This window comes from Mycolicibacterium gadium (genome assembly GCF_010728925.1).
GTDB lineage: Bacteria > Actinomycetota > Actinomycetes > Mycobacteriales > Mycobacteriaceae > Mycobacterium > Mycobacterium gadium.
Window position 1 is genome coordinate 1,316,336 of record NZ_AP022608.1, and the last position, 21,234, is coordinate 1,337,569.

Annotated in this window: 19 protein-coding genes; 7 read left to right on the forward strand and 12 right to left on the reverse strand. The window is 66.6% G+C overall.

The annotated features are described in order from the left end of the window. Positions 1 to 4: 4 nt before the first annotated feature. A complete protein-coding gene (gene alaS, locus G6N36_RS06425; protein WP_163685736.1) occupies positions 5 to 2,695 on the reverse strand; it encodes an alanine--tRNA ligase in 2,691 nt (896 codons plus the stop codon). Positions 2,696 to 2,833: 138 nt separating this feature from the next. Further along, on the reverse strand, positions 2,834 to 3,235 hold the full coding sequence (locus tag G6N36_RS06430; RefSeq protein ID WP_163685737.1) for a secondary thiamine-phosphate synthase enzyme YjbQ: 402 nt from the start codon (positions 3,233 to 3,235) through the stop codon (positions 2,834 to 2,836). A gap of 97 nt (positions 3,236 to 3,332) precedes the next feature. Here G6N36_RS06430 and G6N36_RS06435 point away from each other — a divergent pair, with 97 nt between their 5' ends. Continuing rightward, positions 3,333 to 3,641, forward strand: coding sequence for a GlsB/YeaQ/YmgE family stress response membrane protein (locus tag G6N36_RS06435; protein ID WP_163685738.1), 309 nt, complete (start codon positions 3,333 to 3,335; stop codon positions 3,639 to 3,641). Positions 3,642 to 3,698: 57 nt separating this feature from the next. Here the strand turns inward: G6N36_RS06435 and G6N36_RS06440 are convergent, their stop codons facing one another. Next, the gene (locus tag G6N36_RS06440) at positions 3,699 to 4,172 is read right to left on the reverse strand and encodes an SRPBCC family protein (protein ID WP_163685739.1); all 474 of its coding nucleotides are present in this window, start codon (positions 4,170 to 4,172) and stop codon (positions 3,699 to 3,701) included. After that, a complete protein-coding gene (locus G6N36_RS06445; RefSeq protein ID WP_163685740.1) occupies positions 4,169 to 4,531 on the reverse strand; it encodes an ArsR/SmtB family transcription factor in 363 nt (120 codons plus the stop codon). Before G6N36_RS06445 ends, G6N36_RS06440 begins: the two co-directional genes overlap by 4 nt. 301 nt (positions 4,532 to 4,832) lie before the next feature. Between G6N36_RS06445 and G6N36_RS06450 the strand changes: the two genes are divergently transcribed. Then, positions 4,833 to 5,825 carry an IS481 family transposase gene (locus G6N36_RS06450; RefSeq protein WP_163685615.1) on the forward strand — a complete coding sequence of 331 codons (993 nt, stop codon included), beginning with the start codon at positions 4,833 to 4,835 and terminating at the stop codon, positions 5,823 to 5,825. Here G6N36_RS06450 and G6N36_RS06455 read toward each other — a convergent pair. Both G6N36_RS06455 and G6N36_RS06460 read right to left on the reverse strand, forming a co-directional pair. Continuing rightward, the gene (locus G6N36_RS06455) at positions 5,822 to 7,147 is read right to left on the reverse strand and encodes a replication-associated recombination protein A (protein ID WP_163685741.1); all 1,326 of its coding nucleotides are present in this window, start codon (positions 7,145 to 7,147) and stop codon (positions 5,822 to 5,824) included. The two genes, G6N36_RS06450 and G6N36_RS06455, sit on opposite strands and share 4 nt — an antisense overlap. 36 nt (positions 7,148 to 7,183) lie before the next feature. Beyond that, positions 7,184 to 8,023: a DUF3097 domain-containing protein gene (locus G6N36_RS06460; protein WP_163685742.1), complete on the reverse strand. Its 840-nt coding sequence runs from the start codon at positions 8,021 to 8,023 to the stop codon at positions 7,184 to 7,186. Positions 8,024 to 8,046: 23 nt separating this feature from the next. Here G6N36_RS06460 and G6N36_RS06465 point away from each other — a divergent pair, with 23 nt between their 5' ends. From G6N36_RS06465 to G6N36_RS06480, 4 genes are read left to right on the forward strand one after another with little or no spacing between them, the layout of a single operon-like run. Next, a complete protein-coding gene (locus tag G6N36_RS06465; RefSeq protein ID WP_163685743.1) occupies positions 8,047 to 8,622 on the forward strand; it encodes a hypothetical protein in 576 nt (191 codons plus the stop codon). A gap of 10 nt (positions 8,623 to 8,632) precedes the next feature. After that, on the forward strand, positions 8,633 to 9,424 hold the full coding sequence (locus G6N36_RS06470) for an SDR family NAD(P)-dependent oxidoreductase (RefSeq protein ID WP_163685744.1): 792 nt from the start codon (positions 8,633 to 8,635) through the stop codon (positions 9,422 to 9,424). A gap of 15 nt (positions 9,425 to 9,439) precedes the next feature. After that, on the forward strand, positions 9,440 to 9,919 hold the full coding sequence (locus G6N36_RS06475; protein WP_163685745.1) for a nuclear transport factor 2 family protein: 480 nt from the start codon (positions 9,440 to 9,442) through the stop codon (positions 9,917 to 9,919). Continuing rightward, positions 9,916 to 10,692, forward strand: coding sequence for an SDR family NAD(P)-dependent oxidoreductase (locus tag G6N36_RS06480; protein WP_163685746.1), 777 nt, complete (start codon positions 9,916 to 9,918; stop codon positions 10,690 to 10,692). The genes G6N36_RS06475 and G6N36_RS06480 overlap by 4 nt, the downstream gene beginning before the upstream one ends. Here G6N36_RS06480 and G6N36_RS06485 read toward each other — a convergent pair. From G6N36_RS06485 to G6N36_RS06505, 5 genes are all read right to left on the reverse strand, one after another. Next, positions 10,689 to 11,774 (reverse strand): zinc-binding metallopeptidase family protein, encoded by a 1,086-nt coding sequence (locus G6N36_RS06485; protein ID WP_163685747.1) that lies wholly within the window; start codon positions 11,772 to 11,774, stop codon positions 10,689 to 10,691. The genes G6N36_RS06480 and G6N36_RS06485 overlap by 4 nt on opposite strands. Next, positions 11,767 to 12,666 (reverse strand): transglutaminase family protein, encoded by a 900-nt coding sequence (locus G6N36_RS06490; RefSeq protein ID WP_163685748.1) that lies wholly within the window; start codon positions 12,664 to 12,666, stop codon positions 11,767 to 11,769. The genes G6N36_RS06485 and G6N36_RS06490 overlap by 8 nt, the downstream gene beginning before the upstream one ends. After that, on the reverse strand, positions 12,663 to 15,326 hold the full coding sequence (locus tag G6N36_RS06495; protein ID WP_163690490.1) for a circularly permuted type 2 ATP-grasp protein: 2,664 nt from the start codon (positions 15,324 to 15,326) through the stop codon (positions 12,663 to 12,665). Before G6N36_RS06495 ends, G6N36_RS06490 begins: the two co-directional genes overlap by 4 nt. Continuing rightward, positions 15,326 to 18,643 (reverse strand): transglutaminase family protein, encoded by a 3,318-nt coding sequence (locus G6N36_RS06500; RefSeq protein ID WP_163685749.1) that lies wholly within the window; start codon positions 18,641 to 18,643, stop codon positions 15,326 to 15,328. Before G6N36_RS06500 ends, G6N36_RS06495 begins: the two co-directional genes overlap by 1 nt. A 358-nt stretch (positions 18,644 to 19,001) precedes the next feature. Further along, positions 19,002 to 19,472, reverse strand: coding sequence for a winged helix-turn-helix transcriptional regulator (locus G6N36_RS06505; RefSeq protein WP_163685750.1), 471 nt, complete (start codon positions 19,470 to 19,472; stop codon positions 19,002 to 19,004). 95 nt (positions 19,473 to 19,567) lie between these two features. Here G6N36_RS06505 and G6N36_RS06510 point away from each other — a divergent pair, with 95 nt between their 5' ends. Further along, positions 19,568 to 20,749, forward strand: a complete 1,182-nt coding sequence (locus G6N36_RS06510) for a thiolase family protein (RefSeq protein ID WP_163685751.1) — start codon at positions 19,568 to 19,570, stop codon at positions 20,747 to 20,749. A gap of 55 nt (positions 20,750 to 20,804) precedes the next feature. Here G6N36_RS06510 and G6N36_RS06515 read toward each other — a convergent pair whose 3' ends face one another. Beyond that, positions 20,805 to 21,227, reverse strand: a complete 423-nt coding sequence (locus G6N36_RS06515; RefSeq protein WP_163685752.1) for a nitroreductase family deazaflavin-dependent oxidoreductase — start codon at positions 21,225 to 21,227, stop codon at positions 20,805 to 20,807. Positions 21,228 to 21,234: the final 7 nt, after the last annotated feature.

Here is a 21,234-nt window from a genome sequence, read left to right on the forward strand (position 1 = left end):
GCGGTCAGCTCCGGCCCAGTTCGGCGCGCAACGCGGCCAACGCCGCGTCGATCCCCGCCGCACCTTTTCCGGAGCCCTGTGCCAGATCGGCCTTGCCACCCCCGCGACCGTTCACCGGCGCGCCCAACTGCTTCACGAGATCATTGGCGCTCAGTCCCAGGTCCTGCGCCGCCGGATTGACCGCCACCACGTAGGGAACGGAATCACCGTCGCCTTCGGCGATCAGCGCGACGACCGCGGGGTCAGCACCCAGTTTGCCCTTGATGTCGCCGACGAGCGTCCGCAGATCCGCCGCCGACATTCCGCCGGCCATCCGCTGCGCCACGAGGTGGACCTTACCGACCTGTTCGGCACCTGCGGCGGCATTCGCGGCTGCGGCGCGCGCGCTCGCCAGCCGCATCCGGTCGAGTTCCTTCTCGGCGGCCCGTAGCCGTTCGACGAGGTTGGCCACCCGGGCCGGAACCTCGTCCGACGGCACCTTCAGGGATGACGCCAGCCCCGCCATCAGGGCGCGTTCCTTGGCCAGATGGCGGAACGAGTCCAAGCCGACGTAGGCCTCGACGCGGCGCACGCCGGAGCCGACCGAGGATTCGCCGAGGATCGTGACGGGCCCGATCTGTGCCGAACTGTTGACGTGGGTGCCGCCGCAGAGTTCGAGCGAGAAGGGGCCGCCGATCTCGACGACCCGGACCTCGTCGGGATAGGCCTCGCCGAACAGCGCCATCGCACCCATCGACTTGGCCTTCTCGAGATCGGTGGTGAAACTGTGCACCTCGAAGTTGGCTTCAACCGCCTCGTTGGTGACTTCTTCGATCTGGGTCCGCTGGTCCTCGGACAGCGCACCCTGCCAGTTGAAGTCGAACCGCAGGTAGCCTGGGCGGTTCAGCGATCCCGCCTGAACGGCGTTGGGCCCCAATACCTGCCGGAGGGCTGCGTGCACCATGTGGGTCCCGGAATGCCCCTGGGTCGCGCCATGGCGCCACCTCGGGTCAACGGCGGCCACCACAGTGTCGCCCTCCACGAACTCGCCGGACTCGACGTTGACGCGGTGTGCCCAAAGGGTTTTGGCGATCTTCTGGACATCGGTCACCGCAGCTTTCGCCGCCGCGGACGCACCCGCGCCGGTGATCGTGCCCTCGTCGGCGATCTGCCCGCCGGACTCCGCGTAGAAGGGGCTGCGATCGAGAACGAGTTCAACGCGGTCGGCGTCGTGCGCTCCGTGTCCGATGACGGGTACCCGCTTGCCGTCGACGAATATGCCGAGAATCCTTGCTTCGGTGGTCAACTCGTCGAAACCGGTGAACTCGGTGGGAGCCGTGTCGACGAGTTCGCGGTACGCCGACAGGTCCGAGTGCGCCTGCTTGCGTGCCGCCGCGTCGGCCTTGGCGCGCCGGCGCTGCTCGGCCATCAAACCGCGGAAGCCCTCTTCGTCGACGCTCAGGTCGGCTTCAGCGGCCATCTCCAGCGTCAGTTCGAGCGGGAAGCCGTACGTGTCGTGCAGGGTGAATGCATCGGATCCGGAGATCGTTGACTTGCCCGAACGCTTGGTCGTCGCGGCCGCCTCGTCGAACAGCCGGGACCCTGACGCGAGCGTCCGGTTGAACGCGGTCTCCTCCGCGACGGCGATGCGCTGGATGCGCTCGAAGTCGGTAACCAGTTCCGGATACGACGGGCCCATCGCGTCGCGAACCGTGGTCATCAACTCGGCGACGATCGGTTGCTCCACACCCAGCAGCTTCGCCGCGCGGATGATCCGGCGCAGCAACCTGCGCAGGACGTAGCCGCGGCCCTCGTTTCCGGGGCTGACACCGTCGCCGATGATGATCGCGGCGGTACGGCTGTGGTCGGCGATGATGCGGTAGCGGACGTCGTCTCCGTGGTTACCCAGGCCGTACCCCCGCGGGGCGACGGCGGCGACCAGGTCGATCACCGGACGCAGCAGATCGGTCTCGTAGACGTTGTCGACATCCTGCAGCAGGCACGCGACCCTTTCGACGCCCATGCCGGTGTCGATGTTCTTGCGCGGCAGCGGGCCGAGGATCTCGAAGTTCTCCTTCGATGTGCCCTCGCCGCGTTCGTTCTGCATGAACACGAGATTCCAGATCTCGATGTAGCGGTCCTCGTTGGCCTCGGGTCCACCCTCGATGCCGTACTCCGGCCCGCGGTCGTAGTAGATCTCCGATGAGGGCCCGCACGGTCCGGGGATGCCCATCGACCAGTAGTTGTCGGCCATGCCGCGGCGCTGGATGCGCTCCAGGGGCAGGCCGGCGACTTCCTGCCACAGCCGGATCGCTTCGTCGTCATCGAGATACACGGTCGCCCAGATTCTTTCGGGGTCCATGCCGTACCCGCCCTGTTCGACGGGGTTCGTCAGCAGGCTCCATGCGAACTCGATGGCGCCCTTTTTGAAGTAATCGCCGAAGCTGAAATTGCCCGCCATCTGGAAGAAGGTGTTGTGACGGGTGGTGATGCCGACCTCGTCGATGTCCGGGGTGCGGATGCACTTCTGGACGCTCACCGCGCGATCCCATGGCGGTGTGCGCTGCCCGAGGAAGTAGGGCACGAACTGCACCATGCCGGCGTTGACGAACAGCAGGTTGGGGTCGTCGAGGATCACCGAGGCGCTGGGGACCTCGGTATGACCCGCCTTCACGAAGTGATCAAGGAAGCGCTTCCTGATCTCGTGTGTCTGCACGTTCTTTCTGTTCCTTGTTCTATGGGTGGACGTATGGGTGGCTTCCGCAATTACCTGCGACTATTCGACCGCACCACAGTACCGGTCGCAGTTGTGGCGCCTGAAAGGCCAACGAACCGGCACCGCGTCAGGTGCCGGCTAGGCGCCGATAAAGCTCAACCGAACCTTGCGCTGCGGATTGTCGCTGTTCAGATCCACCAGCACGACGCTCTGCCACGTGCCGAGCAGCAGCTTTCCGCCCTGCACGGGCACCGTCACCGATGGCGAGACCAACGCGGGCAGCACATGGTCGGCGCCGTGCCCCGGGGCGCCGTGGGCGTGGCGATAGCGGTCATCGCGAGGCAGCAGGCGTTCCAGCGTGTCCAGCAGGTCGTCATCGGACCCGGCACCGGTCTCGATGATCGCGACACCGGCCGTCGCGTGCGGGACGAAGACATTGCACAGGCCGTCTTGGTGCGCACTGCAGAACGCGCGCACCTCATCGGTGAGGTCGACGATGCGGCGCCTGGCGGTGTCGATATCGAGTACATCCGTGTCCACGTCGTCGAGCCTACGAGCAATCGGTCGGATTGACGCGAGCGTTTATTACGCCGGGGGCAGGGGTATTTCCGTAGCACCACTCGCCTTTGGAGGAAAAATGACAGTCACCGGCATCATCACCGCAATACTCATCGGCATCGTGATTGGCGTATTGGCCAGGCTGCTGCTACCGGGTAAGCAGCCCATTGGGATGCTTGTCACGATCCTGGTCGGCATCGTCGCCGCGTTGATCGGTACTTGGCTTGCCCAGGCGATTGGCATTTCAACCGCAACGCCCGGCGTCGACTGGGGGGAGCTGCTCGTTCAGGTCGTCGTGGCCGTGATCGGAGTCGCGCTGGTGTCGGCGCTCATGGGACGCGGTCGCACCGGCCTGACAGGCCGTCGGCGCTCGGGCTTGATGCGCTGACGCGTACCACCCGAATAGCGATCCCGGCTGGACCCCTGCAGCCGGGATCGCTCCTTCTCAAAGGCTCTTGAGTAGGGCGTCGAGCTTCTCGTAGCCCTCGGTCATTCCGCCTTCCATGCCGGAAGAAAGCAGTGCGTCTCGCGCCTCGGTGTTGGGGCAGATCGATCGGCCCCGCAGCCGGGAACGGCCGTTGCCGAGGTCCTCGAACCACATGTACTCGATGTTCACCATGTCCGGCGCACCCTCGAATTCGAAGGTCTGCAGGATGAACTCGTTGACCCGCACGGTGTGGAACGTGCCGTTGAAGCCGAACGTCCCTTCGTCGTTTGAGTGCGTATAGCGGTACCCGCCATGGCTTTTGAAGTCCCACTCGCTGATCTCCATCTCCAGACCATGCGGGCCGAGCCACTGCTTCATCAGCTCGGGCTCGGCATGCGCCCGGAACAGCGCTTCGACCGGAGCGTCGAACTCGCGCGTGAACTCCATGGCCAGAGTGTCGACCGGGGCGTTGAGGTCCAATGCGTTCGTCATTTGGTGCGTCCTTTCTCCTGGGTGTCGGTCATGCCGGCCAGCAGGGCGTCCAGCCGGCGGTAACTGCGTTCGGCGTCAAGCCGATATCGGTCGATCCATGCGGTCAGGCGCTCCAGCGCGGCGGCGTCTAGGTGAACCGGCCGTCGCTGTGCGTCGCGGGTCCGCGTGACGAGACCCGCATGCTCGAGCACCTGAATGTGCTTGGACACCGCCTGTTTGGTGATGTCGAACGGTGCGGCCAGCTCGTTGACCGTGGCCGGCCCCCTGGACAGTCGCGCGACGATCGCACGTCGAATCGGGTCTGCCAGCGCCAGGAAGGCGCGATCGAGCTGCGCATCCGCATCGCCACCACTCTCCATTATCAACCTTGCATTTGATCAATGTATTAGTTGAATACCAACGTAGAACGGTGCGCAGCCGCTGTCAAGGGGCTCGAGCACGCCGAAATCCGACTTTGGTAGAGGAAGTGCGAGTAATCGCCTACAAAACTCGGATTTCGGCGTGGTCAGTCGCGGGCGACAGATCGACGGGCTAGCTGTACTGCCCAGGCAGGTTGGTTGAGGAATTGTGACGACACGCTGTAGCGGTCGTTGATAGGTGAAGGCCTCCCGTCGTGGAGTGGAGCTGCTACCACTTCACCGCAACGATCAGGAGGCCTTCGTGGTCCACGCTAATGCTGTTTTGACTCCTCGCGGGCGTCTAATGCTGGCCCGTCGTGTCGTCGAGGAGGGCTGGCCCATCGTGCGGGCCGCTGAGCACTTCCACGTGTCATGGCGTACCGCGCAGCGGTGGGCATCGCGCTATGCGGCGATGGGTGCTGCCGGGATGACTGATCGATCCAGCCGGCCGCATCACTGCCCCAATCGGACACCGGCGCCGGTGGTGCGCCGCATTGTGGAGTTGCGGTGGCGGCATCGTCTCTCACCCATGGCGATCGCTTCGCGGCTGTCGATGCCGGCTTCGACCGTGCACGCGGTGCTGGTGCGGTGTCGGCTGAACCGGTTGTCTCACATCGATATCCGTACCGGCGAGCCGATCCGCCGCTACGAGCACGGCCACCCCGGCGCGATGCTGCATGTCGATGTCAAGAAACTGGGCAACATCCCCGACGGCGGGGGTTGGCGGTTCGTCGGTCGAGCACGCGGCAAACGCAATCGCCATGGGACTTCTGAGGTCCGGCGCAATCACCGCTACCAACCGATCCTCGGGCATGCCTACGTGCACACGGTGATCGATGATCATTCCCGGGTCGCCTACGCCGAGATCCACGACGACGAAACCGCTCAGACCGCGATCGGGGTGCTGCGCCGGGCGGTGGGATGGTTTGGTACCCGCGGCGTCCATGTCGAGCAGGTGCTGTCGGACAACGGAGCCTGCTACAAGTCCTACGCATGGCGCGACGCCTGCGCGGACCTGCACATCGCGCACAAACGCACCCGCGCCTACCGTCCCCAGACCAACGGCAAAATAGAGCGCTTCCACCGCACCATGGCCGCCGAATGGGCCTTCGCCCGGCACTACCCCAACGAACGCACCCGCCGCTCAGCCCTATCGGCCTGGCTACATACCTACAATCACCACCGGCAACACTCGGCAATCGGCAAGGTCCCACCCATCACCCGGTTGACCAACCTGCCTGGGCAGTACAGCTAGCGCTTCTTGCGGATGATTGCGCGCAGCTTGTCCAGACGCGTCGCGATCTCACGTTCGGCACCGTGGGTGGTCGGCCGGTAATAGTCGACCCCGACCAGCTCGTCCGGTGGATACTGTTGCGGCACAACACCATCGGGATCGTCGTGCGCGTACTTGTAGCCGATCGCGTTGCCCAGCTTCTCGGCGCCGGAGTAATGGCCGTCGCGCAGATGGGTCGGCACCTGACCGGCCTTGCCGGACCTGATGTCAGCCATCGCGGAGCCCAGGGCGGTGGTGACGGCGTTCGACTTCGGTGCGGTCGCCAGGTGAACGGTCGCGTGGGCCAGCGTGAGCTGCCCCTCCGGCATACCGATCAGTTGCACGGTCTGAGCTGCGGCGACGGCCGTTTGCAGGGCCGTCGGATCGGCCATGCCGATGTCCTCGCTGGCGAGAATCATGAGTCGTCTGGCGATGAACCGTGGGTCCTCCCCCGCGACGAGCATCCGGGACAGGTAGTGCAGGGCCGCGTCGACGTCGGAGCCGCGGACCGATTTGATGAACGCGCTGATGACGTCGTAATGCTGATCGCCGTCGCGGTCGTAGCGCACGGCGGCCTTGTCCAGCGATTGCTCGATGACCTCGACCGTCACGTCTCCCGCCTCGGCCGCGACCTCGAGGGCCGTGAGTGCGCGACGGGCATCGCCTGCGGAGAGCTGCACCAGCAACTCGACGGCATCGTCGGCGACCGTGACTTTGCCGCCGAGGCCACGGTCGTCGTCGATCGCGCGCCGCACGAGTTCGCGCACCGCGTCGGCGCCGAGCGGCTGCAGTTGCAGGATCAGCGACCGCGAAAGCAGCGGTGCGACGACGGAGAACGACGGGTTCTCGGTGGTGGCCGCGACCAGCAGCACCACGCGGTTCTCGACAGCGGACAGCAGCGCGTCCTGTTGCGTCTTGGAGAACCGGTGCACCTCATCGATGAACAGCACGGTCTGCTCACCGTGCGCGGCCGCCCGCCGCGCGGTATCGATGACGGCGCGGACCTCTTTCACTCCGGCCGACAACGCCGAAAGCGCCTCGAAACGGCGGCCGGTCGCCCCCGAGATCAGCGATGCGAGTGTCGTCTTACCGGTGCCCGGCGGACCGTAGAGAATGACCGACGCCGCTCCCGAACCCTCGACCATCCGGCGCAGCGGCGAGCCCGGCTGCAGCAGATGGTCCTGCCCGACGACCTCCTCGAGCGTCGCGGGCCGCATGCGCACCGCCAACGGCGTGGAGGCGCCAACGGGTGCCACCCCCGACGATCGCTCTTCGCCGGGCACGTCAAACAGACCGTCGGCCACGCTCTCTGCTTACCACGAGGCGATGACGCGACGCGTTCACGACTCCGCTGGGTGTGTCACGAAGTCGATCAGCTCCTCGACGCGGCCGATGAGCGCGGGCTCGAGGTCATTCCAGTCGCGCACACCGCCCCGGATCCGCTGCCACGCCCTCGCGATGTCGGCCTGTTGGGCGCACGGCCAGCCCAGCTTGTCGCACACGCCCTTCTTCCAGTCCATCCCCTTGGGGATGACGGGCCACGCCTGGACCCCGATGCGGCTCGGTTTGACCGCCTGCCAGATGTCGATGAAGGGGTGGCCGACCACGAGGGTGTGCGCGCCGCCGGGTCCGCGGCGGACCGCTTCCGCGATCCGCGCTTCCTTCGAGCCGGCGACAAGGTGGTCGACGAGCACACCCAGCCGCCGGCCGGGTGCCGGCCGGAACTCTTCGACGATCGCGGCGAGATCGTCGACGCCTCCCAGGTATTCGACGACGACCCCCTCGACGCGAAGGTCGTCACCCCACACCTGCTCGACGAGCTCCGCGTCATGGCGACCCTCGACGTAGATGCGGCTCGTCAACGCGACCTTCGCGCGCGCGCCGGCCACGGCCACCGACCCCGACGCGGTCCGCGACGCCTGCGGTGCGGCGCGCCTCGGCGGGGTGAGGATGACGGGCCGGCCGTCGACGAGATAACCGGGACCGACCGGAAACGGTCTCTTTCGGCCGTTGCGATCCTCGAGTTCCATCCGGCCGTATTCGACGCGCATCACCGCGCCGACGAAGCCGGTTTGAGCGTCCTCGACGACCATGCCGATCTCGATCGGCAGCTCAGCCGAACGGGGTCGTTTCCGGTGCGGATTGGATGCAAGCACATCAGAGCCATAGCGATCAGCCACCGCGTGATCGTAGGGTCAGCACCGTGCTGCTGAACCGCGACACGGCCGAGGGAATCGCTAACGGCAGCATCACACTTGTGCTCCGCCGCTGGGACGCGCCGAGGGTCAAGCCAGGTGGTACGCAACGCACCATGGCGGGCACGATTCGCATCGACGACGTCGCCGAATTCCCCGCACGCCACCGGGTGACCGCTGCGCAGGCCCGGGCGGCCGGTTATCCGGATGCCGCGACCGCCCAGAAAGACCTGGACCGCAGGGCGGCCCGGCACACCTATGCGATCGCGGTCTCCTTCCTGGCGCCCGACGAGCGGCCCGCGCTTGCCGCGAATGATCGCCTCTCCGCCGACGAAGTCGCCGCGATCACGGCGCGCCTGGACCGCTGGGACGCAGCGACCGAGCCGTGGACGAGGAAGTACCTGCAGTTGATCGCCGACAACGAGGCCGTCCGCGCACCGGATCTGGCTGACCGCGTCGGACTGGACGTCCCGCGGTTCAAACGCCGGGTCCGCCAACTCAAGGGGCTGGGCCTGACGATCAGCCTCGACGTGGGGTACCGCCTATCGGGACGCGGCAGAGCCTTCCTGCGACGGTCCGGGTAAAGATGAACCCGTGACGGAGCTATCGAAGTATGGGCCGTGGGCCGTCGTGGCCGGCGGCTCCGAGGGCGTCGGCGCGGAATTCGCGCGGCAGTTGGCCACCGCGGGAATCAACCTCGTGCTGATCGCCCGAAAGCCCGATCCCCTGGCCGAGACCGCGGAAACGTGTCGTGCCCTGGGCGTCGAAGTACGAACACTCGCTGTGGATTTGGTATCGGCCGATGCGGTGACTCGGATCGCGGATGTCACGTCCGACATCGAGGTCGGTCTGCTCATCTACACCGCGGGTGCGAACACCTGCAGCGAGCACTTCCTGGACAGTGAGCTCACCGAGTTCGGCCGGGTGATCGACCTGAACATCGGCACCATGCTGGCCCTGGTGCAGCACTTCGGCAGGCCGATGCGGGAACGCCGGCGTGGCGGCATCCTGATGGTCGGCTCCATGGCCGGCTACCTCGGCTCGATGCGGCACACGGTGTACGGCGGCGTGAAGGCCTTCGGACGCATCTTCGCCGAGAGTCTCTGGCTGGAACTGCGCGACCATCACGTTGACGTGCTGGAGCTGGTGCTCGGTGTCACCCGCACCCCGGCGATGGAGCGCGTCGGACTGAACTTCGACGTGCCCGGCATGCGTGTTGCCGACCCGGCCGACGTCGCGCGTGAGGGACTCGAGCAACTCCCCCACGGCCCGATTCACATCGCCGGCGGCAACGGCGATGACGTCGCTCGTCGAAACGATCCCGACCGGGTGAAAGTGGTGCTCGGCACCCACAAGTTCATGGAGAAGCTCATGGGATCCGGTTAATTGAAAGGAATTTCGTTGAACGACGAGCGAATTGTCGAACTGGAACGACGGCTCGAACGCATCGAGGAAGAGCGCGCGATCGAGCGGGTGATCGCCTCCTACGGTCCGCTGGTCGACGCTGGTGAAGCCGACGCCGCGGCAGCGCTGTGGGCCACCGACGGGAGCTACGACGTCGAGGGCTGGTCGATGCGCAGCCGCGAGGATGTGGCGGCCATGGTGCGCTCCGACGCCCATCAGGGGCTGATCCACCGGGGCTGCAGTCATTTCCTCGGCCCGGCGGTGGTGACCGTTGACGGCAACTTCGCGGTGGCGGTGTGCGAGTCGGTCCTGCTGGTGCACCGTGGCGAGGGGTTCGTCGTCGCACGCGCGGGAGTCAACCACTTCCGGCTGCAGCTCATCGATGACCGCTGGCAGATCGTCGAACGCACGACGCGGACGCTGGACGGTAAATCGGAGGCGCGCGATCTGCTGGCCTCGGGGATCGCGGGCGCATGAGCGGGCAACTTGACGGCAAGGTCGCGCTGGTGACCGGCGCGGGTGCGGGCATCGGCGAGGGTATCGTCCGACGCTTCGCTGATGAGGGTGCCAAAGTGGTCGTCGCCGAGATCGACTCGGCAGCAGGCGAAGCCGTCGCCCAATCAACCGGCGGAACGTTCGTGTCCACCGATGTGTCCGATCGCGATCAGGTCGAGAACGCGGTGAAAGCCGCGTTGTCGACGTACGGGTCCATCGACATCGTGGTGAACAACGCCTGGGGCGGCGGTGGGATCGGCCGGGTCGAGAAGAAGACCGACGAACAACTGTCGCAGGGCATCGCCGTGGGCTACTACGGTCCCTTCTGGGCAATGCGCGCCGCGTTTCCGTACATGAAGGAGCGCGGCTGGGGCCGGGTCATCAACATGTGCAGTCTCAACGGCGTCAACGCCCATGTGGGCTCGCTGGAGTACAACGCTGCCAAAGAGGCGCTGCGTGCCCTCACTCGTACCGCGGCGCGCGAGTGGGCACCCACGGGCGTCACCGTCAACGCGACCTGCCCGGCGGCCAAGAGCCAGGCCTTCTTTCGCGCGATCGGCGAGTACCCCGAACTGGAGGCGGTGGCCGATGCGGCGAACCCGATGGGCCGCATGGGGGACCCCTATGACGACATCGCACCTGTCGCGGTGTTTCTGGCGGGCGAGGGCGCGCGTTACCTGACGGGCAATACGCTGTTCGTAGATGGCGGCGGTCACATCAACGGCACACCGTGGGCCCCTGATCTCGGCGACTAGCCCGACTGCGTCTGCTGACCCTCCGCCGGAGCGCCGATCTCGGCGAGTTTCACCGGATTCGAGGTGATCTCGTCGATCTTCGTGTGGATGAACCGCATCTTCTCGAGCACCGGGCCCCGGAGTACGAAGGGATAGAGATCGTCCTTGCCCATCGAGCGGTTCACCATATTCAGTGCCCACGACAGCGGCAGCCAAAGGTCGATGATCGTGTCGAAACCGCTGGGCCCCAACGTGCGTCGTTCGAAGGTGGCACCGGCGGGTGCGAACCCGAAGGCGGCGGCGGTGTCCAGGGTGTCGCGGATGTGCAGGTAATGAGCGAAGGTCTCTGCCCAATCCTCGGCCGGATGCATCGTGGCGTAGGACGAGACGTAGTCCTGCTGCCAACCGGTCGGCGCACCTTCGCTGTAGTGGCGATCCAGCGCCTCCTGATAGTCCAGGTCGGGATCGCCGAACAGCTCGTTGAACCGCTGCAGGTAGTCCGACGACGTCCCGATCAGACGGTAGAAGTAGTAGTGCCCGATCTCGTGGCGGAAGTGTCCCAGCAGAGTGCGGTACGGCTCGTCCATCGAGATGCGCAGCTGCTCGCGGTGCACGTCGTCACCCTCGGCGAGGTCCAGCGTGATGACCCCGTTGGCATGACCGGTGAAGACCTTCTCGAATTGACTGGACAGCAGGTCGAACGCGAGCCCGTACTCCGGATCGGCGTCGCGGCCCACGATCGGCAACTTGAGTTCGTACAGCTCGGCGATCATCCGCCGCTTGGCCCGTTCTGCCGTCGCGAACGCGGCCAGCGCGACCGCGTCGGCATCGTTGGGCCGCGTGCGGGTCAGCGCGCACGATGCGCACAGCTTGGCGATCGGCCCCTTCTCCACCAGCCAGTTGCATTCTGCGAGATGCATATTCGCGCACAGCCGGTACTCGCTGGAGTCCACAGCGCCGGCATGCTCGGACTCGGAGCCTGGCGCGATGACCAGCAGCGCCATGTCGTCCAGTGAGAAGCCGATCCTGCTGCGGCAGGACAGGCACACCGAGTTCTCGAATGCCAGCCGCTGGCCGCAATTGGGACAGGTGAAGTCACGCATGAAGCACACCGCCGTCGTAGGGCGCGACGTCGACCGCGACGTCGATCTTGCTGCGTTCGGAGTCGGTGTAGATGATGCCGCGCAGCGGCGGAACGTCGGCATAGTCGCGACCGAAGCCGACGGTGATGTAGCGCTCGTCGACCATCTGGGCGTTGGTGGGATCGAAACCGAGCCACTGGTTTTGCGGCGTCCATACAGACGCCCATGCGTGCGTGGCGTCGATTCCCACCATGCGTTCCTTTCCCGGAGGTGGGTCGGTGGCCAGATAACCGGACACGTAGCTGGCTGCCAACCCGTTGGCACGCAGGCAGGCGATGGCAAGCCGCGCGAAGTCCTGACATACCCCTTCCCGGGCAGTCAAAACCTCGCTCACCCGAGTCGACACCGTCGTCGAGCCGGAACGGTAGGTGAAATCGGCGTAGATTCGCGAATTCAGGTCGCGCAGCACCTCGATGAGCGGCCGCTCCGGCTCGAAACTCGGTGCGGCATAGTCACGTAGCTCTTCGGTTATCTCGGCCGAACGCAGGTCGAGGGTGAACTCCGTGGCCAGTGCGCCGTCCGTTCCGACGGGCCTGGAGATCTCCCACGGCGCGCGCGCCGACCCGCCGTTGTAGAGGTCGGCAGGCGGCGGGTCCACCTCGACCACAGAGCGGCTCGTGATCGACAGGGTCTCGTGCCGTTCGGTGACGTGGAAGTACGAACTGATGTTGCCGTAGGCGTCGCGGCTGGTGGAGCTGTCCGCTGCCGCCGGCTCGATCTCCAGCGCGTGCGAAAGGCACCGCTGCCGCGCGGAGTCGCGCGGGGTCAGGAACCCGCGACTATAGCTACTGGTCACGACATCCGAGTAGCGGTACACCGTGCGGTGCGAGACCTGATAGCACCGGCCTGTCACGGCACCACCCTGCGCTCATCGGGTCCCCACAGCGGCTGCATTTCGCCAGGCAGCGACAAGTGGGTCGCGGTGATTGTGCTCGACAGGTCGCGCAGATCGGCGTGGGTGTCGTTGAGCAACGACGCAAGGTCTGCGCGGCGACCCTCGGGCGTCACCTCGTCGAGGTCGGCAGGCTCGATGCGGCGCAACCGGGCAGTGATGTCCTCGACCAGCCGCTCAGGGCGCGATGAGCCCGACGACCCGGGCAACGCCTTCAGCGCGATACGCAGCCGCTCGAGCTGGAAGACCAGCGAGCGTGGATTCTCGGCGTCCATCAAGACCAGGTCGGCCACGGCGGCAACACTAACCATTCCGGGGTTGCGTCTCCGATAGATGACCGACGACTCACATGCCACCAGCGTGGATTCGGTGATGGTCTGCTCAGCACCCGGGTTGCGGACAGTGATGAGCGTGGCCCGCAGCAGTGCCGTGAGACCCAGCCCACGTTCGATCCGTTTGCCGATGTCCATCATGGTCCAGCCCACGTCGTGCACCATGGACTCGGCGGCGACGCCCGACAGCGCCAGCATGCCCGACAACGTGAGACTGGTAGTCGAGGACAAGAACGCTTCGCCCTCGGCCTTGGACTCCGGTGGCTCGTCGGCGGGCCGTCCGAAAGGCTGAGCCGGGGCGTGCAGCAGCGCGCGCTCGACGGCCGCCAACACCATCCAGGTGTCGTTGGACATCTGGTCGCGGACCGCACGCGCGGCGAGACCAAGGCGTTCGACCGACTGCGCGAGGGAGCCGGGACGATGCCGATCGGCTGTCAGCGACCACAACGTCGTCGGTGCCGTTGCCACTATCTCGGCGTAATCACCGTCACCGATGCTGGTTCCGGTGATCGAGCCGAGCGCGGTGAGCAGCACCGGGACGCACTCGCTGCCGGCCAGCTCCCGGCGGTAACGGAATTCGTGATATCGCTCGCGGGTCACGGTGAGCAGCCGCGCCATGTTCTCCGCGCGCTCGGCGTAGCGGCCCATCCAGAACAAATCGGACAGCACACGCGGCGAGCTGACCGACCGAGTGGGACTGGGCATGATCGCGGGCAGCTCCACCGGCGGTGCGGTCGGGGTCCGCTCGGCGGTCACCCGCGTCGGCGTGCGGACCCAGATATCCTTGGCTGCAATGGTATTCAGTTGATACGCCGCGTGTCCGGGTGCGACGAGATAGCCGAGTCCGCCGACCATCGGCGCGTATCCACTTCGCTGCGAGACCGTGAACAACCGCATGCCCACGTTGGCGGCCGACAGTCCACCGGTGTAGTAGTCGGTGGGAGCCGAGGAAAACTGCGGCAGCTGCTGGCCCACCCATTGCCACGGCGCGGTTTCGATGCGCACGCCGAGTTCCCTCCGCTGCGCGGACGACAGGGCCGGCCCGACAATCGCTTCGCCCCCGGTGACCGGACGGATCAGCAGCGACGCCAGGTTACTCAACAAATGTGAGCGCTCGGTGTTGATGCCGCCCCAGTACATCTCCGCCGTCCGTAACAGCGGCGTCTCCCCCAGCAGGCGTTCGGCGAGTTCAGGTAGAAAGCGAAGCAGTCCAGGACTTTCCAGGATGCCGCTGCCAAGCGAGTTGACAACGCTGACCGCGCCGCGACGCAACACCTCGACCAGGCCGACGACGCCCAGGCGCGAATCCGGCCGTAGGTCAAGCGGATCCGCGTAATCGGCGTCGACGCGGCGCAGCACCACGTCGACGCGCTTCAGCGTGCCCATCGATCGCATCCACAGCTTGCCGTCACGCACCACCAGATCGGCGCTCTCCACCAAGGGGAAGCCGAGCACGCTCGCCAGATAGGCCTGATCAAAGGCTGTCTCGGAGTGGATTCCGGGACTGAGCACCACGACAACAGGTTCTTCGGCGGACTCGGGCGCAACGTCGATCAGTGCGAGGCGCAGCGCTTGCGCCCACGGCGAGGCGGGACGCGGCCCGATGCGCTCGTACAGATCGGGAAATGCGTGAGCCACCACCCGACGGTCGGCCAGCGCGTATCCCGCACCCGACGGCGCCTGCGTCCAGTCCGCGTTGACCAGGAAGTCGCCATCGTGCCCGCGGCTGATATCGCAGCCGTGCATGAAGAGCTGGTGGCGGCCCGGCACCTCGATCCCCCGTGCTGCGCGGATGTAGCCGGGGTGAGCGAAGAGTAACTGCGGGGGCAGCACGCCACTGGTCACCGACTCGCGTGCGCCGTAGAGATCGGTCAGGATCGCGTCGAGCAACCGCGAACGCTGCAGCACACCGGCTTCCAGGATGTCCCAGTCGGATGCCGAGATCACCAACGGCAACGCGTCGAGCTGCCAGGGCCCGGGGTCGGCCGCCCCGTTTCCGTTGGTGACGGCGTCACCGTTGCGGTCGACCTGGACGTAGGTGATGCCGTCGTTGTCGACCAGGCCGCGCACCGTCGACCGAAGCTGGTCGAGGCCGATACGGCCGCGCTCGCCGACGCATTCGGCGACTTCCTGCCAGGCCGGCCGGATATTGCCTGCGGGATCGACGAATTCGTCGTACCCGCCGACCGCACCCCCGCGTACGTCGAACAGCGCCTGCTGCGCTCTCGCACCGCGATAACGCGACAGCAGGTTGTCGATGTCGTGGGGAGTCGTTGCGGGTAGGGCCATCACTGCAGAACGGTACGCACCCGGCGCAGATCCAAGATTCCCGGCGCGCCCAGATCGGTGGATTGGCGCGCCTGCTTCTCCCGGATGTCGGCCATGTCGACCTTGCCGGGGGTGAAGCCGGTGGTCTCGAACCGTCGGCCGCGTCGCGACTCGGCTTCCACGGCGTTGACCGGCGGACGGTCATAAGCCCGGCCGCCGGGATGCGACACGTGATAGGTGCAGCCGCCGCGTGACATGCCGGTCGCGGTGTCCACGAGTTCGAACCGCAACGGCCCGTCCACAGTGATCGTCGGATGCAGCGCGCTCGGCGGCTGCCACGCGCGGAACCTCAACCCACCCACCTGGACATCGGGGTTGTCGGTGGCGAGCAGCGGTACCGGGTAGCCGTTCGCGGTGACGATGTAGCGTTGGCGGTCCGCGCCGATGAGCCGGATCTGGATGCGCTCGATCGATGAGTCGACGTAGCGCGCCGTGCCACCTCCGGCCGACTCCTCCCCCAGCACATTCCACGGTTCGATGGCCCCGCGCAGCTCGATCTCCACACCGTCGAACACGGCCGTGCCGATACGCGGGAACCGGAACTCCGTAAACGGGTCGAGCCAGCTGGTGTCGAAGTTGATGCCATGCGCGCGCAGGTCTGCCGCCACGTCGGCGATGTCGTGAATCAGGAAGTGCGGCAACAGGTATCGGCCGTGCAGGTTGGCGCCGTGTCGGATGAGCGGCGCTCGCAGCGGCTCGTCCCAGAACCATGCGACCAGCGACCGCACCAGCAGGGACTGCACCATCGCCATCTGGTAGTGCGGCGGCATCTCGAACCCACGCAGCTCCAGCAGGCCGAGTCGCCCGCGTGGACCGTCGGGGCTGTACAACTTGTCGATGCAGAACTCGGCGCGGTGGGTATTGCCGGTGATGTCGCTCAGCAGGTGCCGCAACGCCCGGTCGATGATCCACGGCCTTGGTCCGCCCTTACCGGCGGAGAGGCGCGCGATCTCGGCGAACGCGATCTCGAGTTCGTACAGCGACTCCGCGCGCCCTTCGTCCACGCGGGGGGCCTGCGACGTCGTGCCGATGAACCGTCCCGCGAACAGGTAGGACAGCGACGGATGCCGCTGCCAGTACGTCAGCATCGAAACCAGCAGGTCGGGCCGGCGCAACAGCGGTGAGTCCGCGGGGGTGATGCCACCCAGCGTGATGTGGTTGCCCCCGCCGGTGCCGCCGTGGCTGCCGTCGACCTCGAATGACTCGGTCGACAGCCGGGCCAGCCGGGCCTCGCTGTACAGCGTTTGCAGCTGTTCGCGCTGCTCGGCGAAACTGGCGGTGGGTGCCACATTGACCTCGATGACCCCAGGGTCGGGGGTCACGGTCATCGAGGTGATCCGCGGGTCCGGCGGCGGCCCGTAGCCCTCGAGGACGATCGGACAGCCGGCCTTGGCCGCCGCGGCCTCCACCCGGCGAATGAGGTCGACGAAGTGGTCCGCTTCGTCGGTCGGCGGGAGATAGATGTAGAGCAGTCCCTCGCGGATCTCGGCGACGACGGCAGTCGTCGGCGTAGCGTCGATATCCACGACTTCCGCGTCGTCCGAGCGGGATTCGACGGACAACGCCCCGTGGCGCGCCAGCGGATCTGCGGCATAGGTTGGCTGAGGCGGACGCCAGCTGATCGACTTCAGCGGCAGCCGAAGCCCGGCGGGTGAGTCGCCGTCGAGCAGGACGATGCGCCCGCGCCGCAATCGCCAGTCCGCACTGGCCCAGCCGGACCCGTCGTCGGCGCGGTGCAGCGGCAGCACGTAGGCCGCCGGTTCGGTGACCGACTCCTCCAGCCGGGCGACCAGCGCCGCCCGCGCCTCGGCGGTGTCGGCCTCCAGATCGTCTGTCGGATCGACGGGTTCGCCGGCCGGCAAGCGCACCGCGGCGCCCAGTCGGCTCAAGGGATCCTCGTACGCCGGCCGAATCTGGGAGTCAGGCAACCCCAGTCCGGCGGCGAGAGCACCGAGCACGCGTAGTCCGGCGTCGGGCGCCACGTCGATCGTCTCCGGCGTCGACGGCCACGGATCGGCGAGCAACGCCTCATCGCGCCACAACGGCTCGCCGTCGGTGCGCCAGAACAGCCCGATCTGCCAGCGCGGCAACGGTTCTCCCGGATACCACTTGCCCTGGTTTCGGTGGACCAGGCCCTGTGGCGCCCACACTCTCTTCAGCCGCGCGGCGAGGTCGGAGGCCAGTCGGCGTTTGTGCGGCCCGTCAGCTTCGGTCGTCCATTCGGGGTCGACCTGGTTGTCGATCGAGACGAACGTCGGCTCGCCGCCCATCGTCAGACGGACGTCGCCGACGGCCAGGCGCTCGTCGACGCGGCCGCCGAGCTCGCAAATCGCCCCCCAGGCCGCATCGGTGTAAGGGAGCGTGACCCGCGGGTCCTCGTGCACGCGCGTCACGGCGTTGGTGAAGTCCAGCGTCGACTCACACGGTTCGACGGCTCCTGTGATCGGCGCGGCCGAGTCCGGATGCGGTGTCGCGGACAGCGGGATGTGGCCCTCGCCCGCGAACAGCCCCGAGGTCGGGTCCAGCCCGATCCAGCCTGCACCGGGGATGTACACCTCGGCCCAGGCGTGAAGATCGGTGAAGTCGGCGGCCGGTCCGGACGGGCCGTCGAGGGCCTCGACGTCGGAGGTGAGCTGGACGAGGTAACCGGAGACGAACCGGGCGGCCAGGCCGAGCTGACGCAGGATCGACACGAGCAACCAGGCCGAGTCGCGACACGAACCGATGCCGGTGCGCAGCGTGTGGTCTGGCGTCTGCACGCCGGGTTCCATCCGAACGCTGTAACCGACGTCGACGTTGACCGCGCGGTTGAGCGCGACAAGGTAGTCGATGGTGCGGGTATCCGGCGCGACGGAGAAGTTCTTCACCCACGCCTGGACGAGGTCGCCGGGCCCAGTGCCCTCATCGCCCTCGTCGACCGGTCGCAGGTAGGGCTTGAGGTCCTCGGCGAGAGCCTTGGGATAGGTGAACCCGACCTTTTCGGCGTATTCCTCGATGAAGAAGTCGAACGGGTTGATCACCTTCAGGTCGGCGATCAGGCCGACGGTGATCGTGAGGCTGCGAGCGCGGGAGGGAAAAACCAGCCGGGCAAGGAAATTGCCGAATGCGTCCTGCTGCCAGTTGACGAAATGGTCGGCGGGCTCGACGGTCAGCGAGTAGGCCTCGATCGGCGTGCGCGAGTGCGGGGCCGGGCGAAGCCGGACGACGTGGGGATGCACCTGCACGAGTCGGTCGAACGTGTAGCTGGTGCGATGCTCCAGCGCCACCTTGATGCCCATCGCAAGATCCCATCACAAGGTAAGAGGGTGCGCAGTGTGGCGCTCAGGTCTGGGCCACGCGCGGAATGGCTGAACGCGCCGACCTCGCGGCGGAGCACGCCGATGATATCGTCGCGCATCTCCTCGGGCGCTATCACCCGCAAATGCAGCACCGGTGAACCCTAACCGCGCACAATCACCGGCGTGGCCACCTGGAAGGACGTCGGCCGAATCGTCGGCGGGGCGCAGGTTCCGGACGGGGGCGTGAAGTCTGCGGTTGGCGGCGATCGGCGTGCCCGAACTCACCGAACCGGTCACCGAGGCGTGGCTGCCCCAGGCACCCACGACATTGGTGAACGCATATCCCCGCGCGGGAGCGTTAGCTTCTTACGGCCTTGACGACCAGCTCGTCGGGTGACACGAGATGCCCTTTTTCGCAACGGATCTCGACCGTGGCTTCAGCGCCACAGTCGGCGTGGGCCAGGCGCAGCGGGGCTCGGTTGGGCAGGTGGCGCCGCCCCCATTCGAACATCGCCCACACCACAGGCATGAAGTCGATGCCTGCTTCGGTCGGCACGTATTCATCGCGGCTGCGCTGCCCTGGCTCCTGGTACGGCCGGCGCTCGAGTAGGCCGGCGTCGACGAGTTCCGACAGCCGTGCGGCGGCGGCGGCCTTGGTCACGCCGACGCGGCGCCAGAAGTCGTCGAACCGGGTCGTGCCGTAGTACGCCTCGCGCATGATCAGCATCGCGGTCTTGGTGCCCAGCAGCGCCATCGTCTTCTCGACCGGGCATTCGCCCACCGCCGACCAGGCGTTGCGGTCGGCCAGCTTGCCCTGCAGCACTGTCATGGAATTCACCCTCCCTCTGAGTTGTTCTGAGTATACCCAGGTGCTATAGCTGGGTATAGGAAGCATTACTCAGTGACGAGTTCAGGAGGCTGGAAATGGCGAAATTTGCGGGCCGGGATGCGGTCATCGTCGAGGCGGTACGCACCCCGATCGGAAAGGGCAAAGCCAGCGGCGCACTGCATGACGTACTGCCCGTCGATCTGCTGGCGCACAGCCTCACCGCGCTGGTGAACCGCGCGAGCATCGACCCGGCACTGGTCGACGACGTCATCACCGGCGCCGTCTCACAGGTCGGCGATCAGGCCGTCAACATCGGACGCAACGCGCTGCTGGCCGCGGGCTTCCCCGAGACCGTGCCGGGCACCACCGTGGACCGCCAGTGCGGCAGCAGCCAGCAGGCGATCGCGTTCGCGGCGCAGGGTGTGATCGCGGGGGCGTACGACATCGTCGTCGCTGCGGGCGTGGAATCGATGTCGCGGGTACCGATGGGTTCGAGCGTGCTGCCGGGCAGCGACCCGTTCGGCGCCATGGCGCAGCGCTACCCGGAAGGGTTGGTGCCGCAGGGCATCAGCGCCGAACTGATCGCGGCGAAGTGGGGCTTCTCGCGTCAGCAACTCGACGAGTTCTCCGCGGGCAGTCACGAAAAGGCCGCGCAGGCAACGAAAGAGGGTCGCTTCGACAACGAGCTGATCCCGATCGCGGGTCTCACCACTGACGAGATCGTTCGCCCCGGCACCACGGTGGAGACGCTGGCGGGTCTGAAGCCTGCGTTCTACACTCCGGCCTACGAAGCGCGGTTCCCTCAGATCAAGTGGGAGATCACGCCGGGCAACTCGTCGCCGTTGTCCGACGGCAGCGCGGCGGTGCTGATCACCACGAGTGAGACCGCCAAGCGGTTGGGGCTGCGTCCGCTGGCGCGAATCCACACCTCGACCGTGGTGGGATCCGATCCGCTCTACATGTTGACCGGTGTCATCCCCGCGACCGAGAAGGTGTTGCAACGGGCCGGACTGACGCTGTCTGATATCGACCTGTTCGAGGTCAACGAGGCGTTCGCGCCGGTCGTGCTCGCGTGGGCACACGACGTCGGAGCCGACCTGTCGAAGACGAACGTCAACGGCGGTGCCATCGCGATCGGTCACCCGTTGGGCGCATCCGGTGCGCGCATCATGACCACGCTGGTCAATGCGTTGGAGCAGCGCGGCGGGCGCTACGCGTTGCAGACGATGTGTGAGGGCGGCGGCATGGCCAACGCCACGATCATCGAGCGACTCTAGGTGACGGCGATTTCGGTGCCCGCACGTTCGCTCAGCGACTGTTTGCGCACCGAAATCACACCGGTTCGAGCTCGAACAGCGGGATGACCCGGCTGGTCTTCTGCTGGTACTCGCCGAACACCGGCGACTGTTCGACAAGTCTCGGGTAGAGGTCATCGCGCTCCGCGGAGAGCAGCTCGCGGGCGTTCACGTCGTAGGCGGTTGTTCCCACTTCGATGTGCGCCCGCGCGTGCTTTCGCAGGTTGTGCACCCAGGCCGGATCAAGATCGGCCCCCGCATACGAGCCGACGACGATCATCTTCCCGTCGACGGTGAAATACGCGAGCGGCGACAGCCGCGGTTCGCCGGACTTCGCGCCGGTGGTGGTCAGAAGCAGTAGGTCAGCCCCCTCGAACGGCCCACCTACCTTGCCGCCGTTGGCGCGGAACTCGGCGGCGATATCGGCATTGAACGCCTTGATATCAGGTATCTCTGTCATGCCCCAA